The organism is Moorena sp. SIO3H5 (genome assembly GCF_010692395.1).
Taxonomy (GTDB): Bacteria; Cyanobacteriota; Cyanobacteriia; order Cyanobacteriales; family Coleofasciculaceae; genus Moorena.
On record NZ_JAAHHS010000391.1, the window covers coordinates 1 to 7,044 of the forward strand.

Annotated in this window: 5 protein-coding genes and 1 pseudogene; 5 read left to right on the top strand and 1 reads right to left on the bottom strand. The window is 41.0% G+C overall.

Features of this window, described 5'->3' with window-relative positions; genetic code table 11:
• Nucleotides 1–550 precede the first annotated feature (550 nt).
• The 5 genes from F6K52_RS29160 to F6K52_RS29180 all read left to right on the top strand — a co-directional run bounded on the left by F6K52_RS29160 (nucleotide 551) and on the right by F6K52_RS29180 (nucleotide 6,615).
• The gene (locus tag F6K52_RS29160) at nucleotides 551–2,188 is read left to right on the top strand and encodes an acetolactate synthase large subunit (RefSeq protein WP_364420264.1); all 1,638 of its coding nucleotides are present in this window, start codon (nucleotides 551–553) and stop codon (nucleotides 2,186–2,188) included.
• Between the two features lie 527 nt (nucleotides 2,189–2,715).
• Complete coding sequence (locus tag F6K52_RS29165) at nucleotides 2,716–3,078, top strand: hypothetical protein (protein WP_293086958.1); 363 nt, start codon at nucleotides 2,716–2,718, stop codon at nucleotides 3,076–3,078.
• Between the two features lie 722 nt (nucleotides 3,079–3,800).
• Complete coding sequence (locus tag F6K52_RS29170; protein WP_293086961.1) at nucleotides 3,801–4,145, top strand: hypothetical protein; 345 nt, start codon at nucleotides 3,801–3,803, stop codon at nucleotides 4,143–4,145.
• 167 nt (nucleotides 4,146–4,312) lie between these two features.
• Nucleotides 4,313–5,491: a phosphotransferase gene (locus F6K52_RS29175; protein WP_293086964.1), complete on the top strand. Its 1,179-nt coding sequence runs from the start codon at nucleotides 4,313–4,315 to the stop codon at nucleotides 5,489–5,491.
• 17 nt (nucleotides 5,492–5,508) lie between these two features.
• A complete protein-coding gene (locus F6K52_RS29180; RefSeq protein ID WP_293086968.1) occupies nucleotides 5,509–6,615 on the top strand; it encodes a T3SS effector HopA1 family protein in 1,107 nt (368 codons plus the stop codon).
• Between the two features lie 34 nt (nucleotides 6,616–6,649).
• On the opposite strand, the pseudogene F6K52_RS29185 reads toward F6K52_RS29180, so the two are convergent.
• A pseudogene (locus F6K52_RS29185) lies at nucleotides 6,650–7,044 on the bottom strand (molecular chaperone DnaJ); the annotation flags it as partial.

Below are 7,044 nucleotides of genomic sequence, written 5' to 3' on the forward strand. Positions count from 1 at the left end.
TCTAGATTCTATTAGCCTATAGCAAGTCTATTTAAATCCTGAACAGTGACAGTTACTACTGACGGATTCTCCGACTCAGGACTCAGGAATCAGGACTCAGCAATATTCTTAAAATTAACCTTGTTGGTGAAGCTATCTGTTTATCCGTATCTATCCCTGTGGTTCTGGTGAAGGGGAAAATAAAAAGCTTTTCTGTAACATTTTTAACTTTTTACCATCAAGTTTTTACTGTTAATTTTTATTAAACTCACACGGATAGAAGCCAGAATGGCCATAAAAGTTAGTACTCTCCTTCTTTCATGGTTATCAAAAGCTTATCAAAGGCTGTTTTAAGATTGCCCGATTTCAACTGACTGACTTCTGAAAAATTGGGATGTACCAGATCGCAAATGCTAAATCCTTGTCATGAACTAATAACAACTATGGACAAAGGCTAATAGAAAAAGCTAAAAAGGAATCTGAAAAGAAATCTAAAAAAGAATTTTGACAATCAAAGATTATTTTGATACCAAAACCATATATATACCAGGGATGATTAGATATGGGTGACATGAATACCGCTGAACTATTGGTACATTGCTTAGAAAACGAAGGAGTAGAGTACGTTTTTGGACTACCTGGAGAAGAAAATCTCCATGTTCTAGAAGCTCTGAGACATTCTTCAATTAAATTTATTACCACTCGTCATGAACAGGGAGCAGCCTTTATGGCAGACGTTTACGGACGGCTGACCGGAAAGGCTGGAGTTTGCCTGTCTACCCTCGGTCCAGGGGCAACTAACTTAATGACTGGAGTTGCGGATGCCAACTTGGATGGAGCACCCCTAGTAGCCATTACTGGTCAGGTGGGAACGGACCGGATGCATATTGAGTCCCATCAGTATTTGGATTTGGTGGCAATGTTTGCTCCAGTGACTAAGTGGAACCGGCAAATTGTTCGCCCTGACACCACAGCAGAAATTGTCCGTAAGGCATTTAAAATCGCTCAAACCGAAAAACCAGGAGCGGTACACATAGATTTGCCAGAAAACATTGCGGCCATGCCAGTCGATAGCCAACCCCTAGGCAAAGATGGTCGGGAAAAAACCTTTGCGTCTTTCCGTAGTTTGGGTAAGGCAGCTGTGGCAATTTCTAAGGCGAAAAATCCCCTAATCTTGGCGGGTAATGGCACAATTCGTGCTGGTGCTGCTGAAGCCTTAACCGAATTTGCCACCCGGATGAATATTCCAGTGGTCAATAGCTTCATGGGTAAAGGGTGTATTCCTTACACTCATCCCCTGGCCTTGTGGACTTTGGGATTACAACAACGGGACCACATCACCTGTGCCTTTGAGAAATCAGATTTGGTAATTGCGGTGGGATATGATTTGATTGAATATTCTCCCAAAAAGTGGAATCCAGACGGCAAGATTCCTATTATTCATATCGGTGCCAGTCCAGCAGAAATTGATAAAAGCTACATTCCTTTAGTGGAGGTAGTGGGGGATATTTCTGACTCTCTTAAGGAAATTATGAAGCAGGGAGACCGGGAAGGTAAACCGATATCATCTGCTGCTGAACTTCGGTCGGAAATCCGAGAGGACTATGAACAGTATGCTAATGATGAAGGCTTTCCGATCAAGCCGCAAAAACTGATCTATGACCTACGCCAAGTCATGAAACCAGAAGATATTGTGATCTCTGATGTAGGAGCTCACAAGATGTGGATGGCTCGTCATTACCATTGTGATTGTCCCAATACCTGTATCATTTCTAATGGTTTCGCAGCCATGGGGATTGCTTTGCCAGGAGCACTAGCAGCTAAGCTGGTTTATCCGGATCGCAATATTGTGGCAGTCACTGGTGATGGGGGCTTTATGATGAATTGCCAGGAACTTGAAACAGCACTAAGAGTAGGGACTGCCTTTGTGACACTGATTTTCAATGATGGTGGCTATGGCTTGATTGATTGGAAGCAACAAAATCACTTTGGTGAGTCGGCTTTTGTGAATTTTGGCAATCCAGATTTTGTCAAATTTGCTGAAAGTATGGGACTAAAAGGCTATCGTGTTAATTCAGTGGATCAGTTGATTCCTATCCTACGAGAAGCATTAGCTCAAGATGTGCCTGCGGTGATTGATTGTCCGGTGGATTATGGCGAAAACCTACGCTTTAGCCAAAAGACTGGTGATTTAACTTGCAAGATTTAACGTTATTTGGATTGGAGGTTGAAGGTTGTTGAAGGTTGTTGAAGGTTGTTGAAGGTTGAAGGTTGTTGAAGGTTGAAGGTTGTTGAAGGTTGAAGGTTGTTGAAGGTTGTTGAAGGTTGAAGGTTGAACGCGCACGCGTTCAAGAAACCTTTGCGCCACAATGGCGAGACAGCAGGAATTTATATAGTTATCTTATTAAAGACAGCTAGGTTGGTTTAAAGAACCAATCATTGCATCAATCAATTTGGCACTAGAGAGTTAATCCAGGAAGAGTAGGTGAAGGATTTTACTCTGAATTGGAAAAGTCTACTTTACCCTTCACAAAACCTCTAGGGTTTAGGAAAAAAACTATTCCTAACTGGGAAGGAAAACTACTTTACTGGCTGTGGAACGAATAAGTGAACTTTGGGCGACATATATATGATTGCCCTGATGTTTAATGACTACCCATAATCGTCATTACTGGATCGATTCTCTAGAGCTAATTTTACCAAAATTAAACCTTGTGAAAAGGGAGATGACTGAATATGGATGAGATGGAAATGTATGATCAACGTCCTGCTGGTTCCGCTCTGTTTTCAACTTCTGAAAGCTTCATGGATTCCATCAAAGATTTGGACTTCATGACAGATGTGTCGGAAGATCAGCTCAACAAAATTGAAGGAGGTGACAACAGCAGCAGCGGACGCCGCAAACGCCCCTCTAACCCCAAAGACTTTAATGGCTTTTTCGGCAATGGCCAGCCTATTATCGTTAATGATGTGGACTTGCAAGGACTTGCTATCGCTAAGAACGGTGGTACTGCAGTTGTTAACCAAAACGTTCTTATCAAGCAAATTTTCTTGGTATTTCCAGGCTTCTTTAACAAGCGTGGTGGTAGCTCTAGCTGATCGCAATTTACGCTTTTATTGGCTACAAATACACCCTGGTTAAAGGTAATTTGGAATGGGTGATTTCGTTCAAAATTGTCCATTCCAAATTCCCAATTACCCTCTGATAGGACTATAATTATCCTGGCTTTATTTCTCACTATTTAAAGGTTGCAGGTTCTAATCTTCCAGTTGTCAACCCTTTGTTACCTGTTCCGGTGATCCGCTGTTCCCTCAACAGTGAATAACTTTCAACCTACCCTACAAGGGATGCCAAGGGCTAACAACCGGTTAACCTTAAACTTGTTAACTTTGAACTTGTTAACTTTGGCCTTTTGGCCACGCTACGCGAACAACTTGTTAACCTTAAACTTGTTAACCTTAAACAAACCTTTACGCCACAATGGCCAGACAGCAGGAATTTATATAGTTATCTTATTAAATACAAGTAGGTTGGTTTAAACAACCAATCATTGCATCAATGAATTTGGCACTAGAGAGTTGCTCCAGGAAGAATAGGTGAAGGATTTTACTCTGGATTTGCAAAGTTTACTTTACCTTTCACCAAACCTATAGGGTTAGGAAAACTGCTTTACTGGCTGCATAAATAATAACTATACTTTGGGCAATATATATATGATTGCCCTGATGTTTAATGCCTACCCATAGTCGTCATTACTGGCTCGATTCTCTAGAGCTAATTTTACCCAAATTAAACCTTTTGAACAAGGAGATTACTCAATATGGATGAGATAAAAATTTATAATCAGCGTCCTGCTGGTTCGGCTCTGTTTTCAACTTCTGAAGGCTTCATGGATTCAATCAAAGATTTGGACTTCATGACAGATGTTTCGGAAGATAAGCTCGACAAGATTGAAGGAGGTCAAAACCAGGGACAACCTACCGTTATTGATCCCAAAGATTTTGGTGGCACAGGCGACCCTATTATCCTTAATGACGTAGACGTGCAAGGACTTGCGATCGCTGATAACGGTGGTACTGCAATTGTTAACCAAAACGTTATTATCAAGCAATTTTTCTTGCTATTTCCAGGCTTTTTTAATAAGCGTGCTGGTACCACTACCTGATCGCAATTCACGCTTTTATTTGCTACCAATACATCCTGGTTAAAGGGAATGGGTAATGGGTGATTTAGTTAAACATTGCTCATTACATTCTTGAAAATTACCATCTCCTAAAACTAGGATTATATTGGATTTGGTTATCACATATTAGTTAGAATTTGTAGTTTTTAATGACTCTTTTATTAAGCTATAAAAATGTTTTTCAGTATCTACTCGAAGAGGGAATTTGTGAAGCAAATCAGGAATCTCTGCTCCAGATTGAACCAAAATCTGGTAAAAACTTTAATTTGCTGGTGAGTTTGACTGAGGATCGCTATATTCTGATTAAGCAAGAGCGTCATGATCATGAAGGTAAAACTAATGGTGATTTTTGGTACGAATGGCTTTTTTATGAGTTTTTACAAGAGTTTCCAGAGCTAAGCTCTATTCGCCCACTAATTTCCGAGGCGATTCATTTTGATTTAAGTCGCTCAATTCTGGTTTTTAACTATCTTAATGACTATTGTGATTTAGCGTATTTTTATAGTAAAGAGCAGGTTTTTCCCACTGATATCGCTAGGCAGATCGGAGCTACTATAGCCACAATCCATCGCACGACTCTAGACTGTCAGGAATATAAAGACTTCTTGAACTCTAATTCTAAACAGCTACCGATTGACGAAGAGGTTGATTTTCTTGAAAGGTTAGAACGCATTGAACCAGAAGTTTTTGGGATCTATTCTGAAGATTCTCTTGAATTTTTTAGACTTTATCAGCGCTACGAGAGTTTAGGGCAAGCCCTTGCAGAACTTAACCAAGTTTGGGAGCCTTGCTGTCTGATCCACAATGACCTAAAACTGAAAAACATATTACTGCACCTTGAGTGGGAGCAATGCCTCTCTACAAAAAAGCTAGAAGCAAGCATGGTTAGAATAATTGATTGGGAGAAATTCACTTGGGGAGATCCAAGTTTAGATTTAGGAAACATTATCGCTAGCTATCTACAAATTTGGCTGAGTAGCTTGGTGATCAGTACAGCAATCGATGTTGAAACTGCTTTGCGTCTAGCGACAACTCCCCTTGAGGTAATTCAACCTAGCCTTGTTGCTCTAACTCAAGCGTATTTGGCTCACTTTCCAGAAATTATTGAGCGACGTCAGAATTTTTTGAGACGAGCGATGCAATTTGCTGGGTTTATCTTGATTCGCAAAATTCATATAAAGATCAATAACCTCAAACCCTTTGACAACACAGGTATCTGTATGCTTCAGGTTGCTAAGACCTTGTTATGCCATCCAGACCAATCAATCCTGATTGTTTTTGGCATCACAGAATCTGAACTTACTTGTCCTAGCCGTATTCCTGCCTAAGTCTATTGGTCTTGATTATGCAATTACTGGATACTTTACGAAATCAACGACTCGATTCTTCTATACCTGGACTGCTGGATGTTTTTTCTGACATTCTTAGCAACGTTCAGATTGAATCTAATTTCTATATTACTCATCCAGAGTACAAACCCCTGGAACTTCCTGATGAAGTGGTAGCTCGTTTTCAGCAACTACCCTTAAAGATCCAGAATAGGTATCTGAGCCTGCAACTGCGAACGTTTCTCTACCGTATCTACTACAACGGGTCTTATCAAACTACTCTTCCAGCGGATCACAATTCAAATGGTTGGGCAGTTGACGAGGATTTGGAGAACAATACCGTAAGGGGGCTTAATCTAGAGTTTTGCCAGCGATTGTGTGAAAGTAATCACTCTCAAGGCTACTTTGACCCAGGCTGGTTAGTGCTAAGGCAGGAAAGTGATGGTAGTGTAGCTGTGGAAAAGAAGGGTCTAATTCTGCACATTAGGCCAGATTTCCATTTACAACCGATTGATAAGGCTGCTACTATAGGTAGCTTAGTGGCAATCCAGATGCCTCCTAATTTAGTTCAAAACGGATTCTATGTAGCGGTTGGGAATGCTGGTCGAGTCAATCCTTTTCATTCAGATGGTGAGCACCAGACAGTAAATGTCTATTTTAATCTGAGTCCTGAAGGTGCAGTTGCTGTTATGAAAGCTATCACTGAGGGATTGAACCGAGTCAAAATTCCGTTCACGTTTAAGGTGCTATACAATCCTTCTGACTACGGGCGTTATGATTCAGGAGTTCTGTGCTTTGAAAAGGGTAGTTATAAAACAGTTAAACCCATTATTAAGACTGTTTATGCTCAACACAAATCCCATTTTATGCAAGGGGTGCCTCTGTTTACCAAGCAGCTGTTACCAGGACTGGCTCTATCTGAAGAACCGGATTATAAATTTACCCCTAAAGAAGATTTTGGCATGAATCGCTGCCAAATTGTTGCTAATGCGTTACTAGAAGCTTGGCTACAAGGTCACGACTCTGCAGAAGGTCGGATGAATTTTATTCTCCACAACTTTTCTTTGCTTGGAATTGACCTGAAGCGCCCCTACTTGAATAGTAACTCTAAAGATATTTATTAGAAAACCATTTCACTCTTCTGATTTGCGCGTAGCGTTATATCATCTGCTCGATCACTAGAAAATCCTGTTCTATCTGAGCACACAGAGACTTATTGTAGGGGTCAGTCTTGAGGGCTTTTCTGAGATAATTTCTAGCTTTATCGAGCTTATGCTGTTTAACCAAGTGTTTTGCCCAAGTTTGATAAGCGATCGCTTGCCACTGACGCACTTCTGGGTCTTGGGGCATTCTTTGAGCTAAGGCTTCTACTAATGCGATCGCTCTCATCAACCGTCGCTCTCGAAGCAATTGCTGGAGTTGATGATAGGAATCCCACTTCAGCTGTTGTTCCACTGGTGAGAGGGGTTGATTGATTTCAACGGATGGTGGCTTAGGCGTGACCCAAGTTGAGGTTGTCGGAGGTGAGTCCTCAGGCTGATTACTCTGATTAA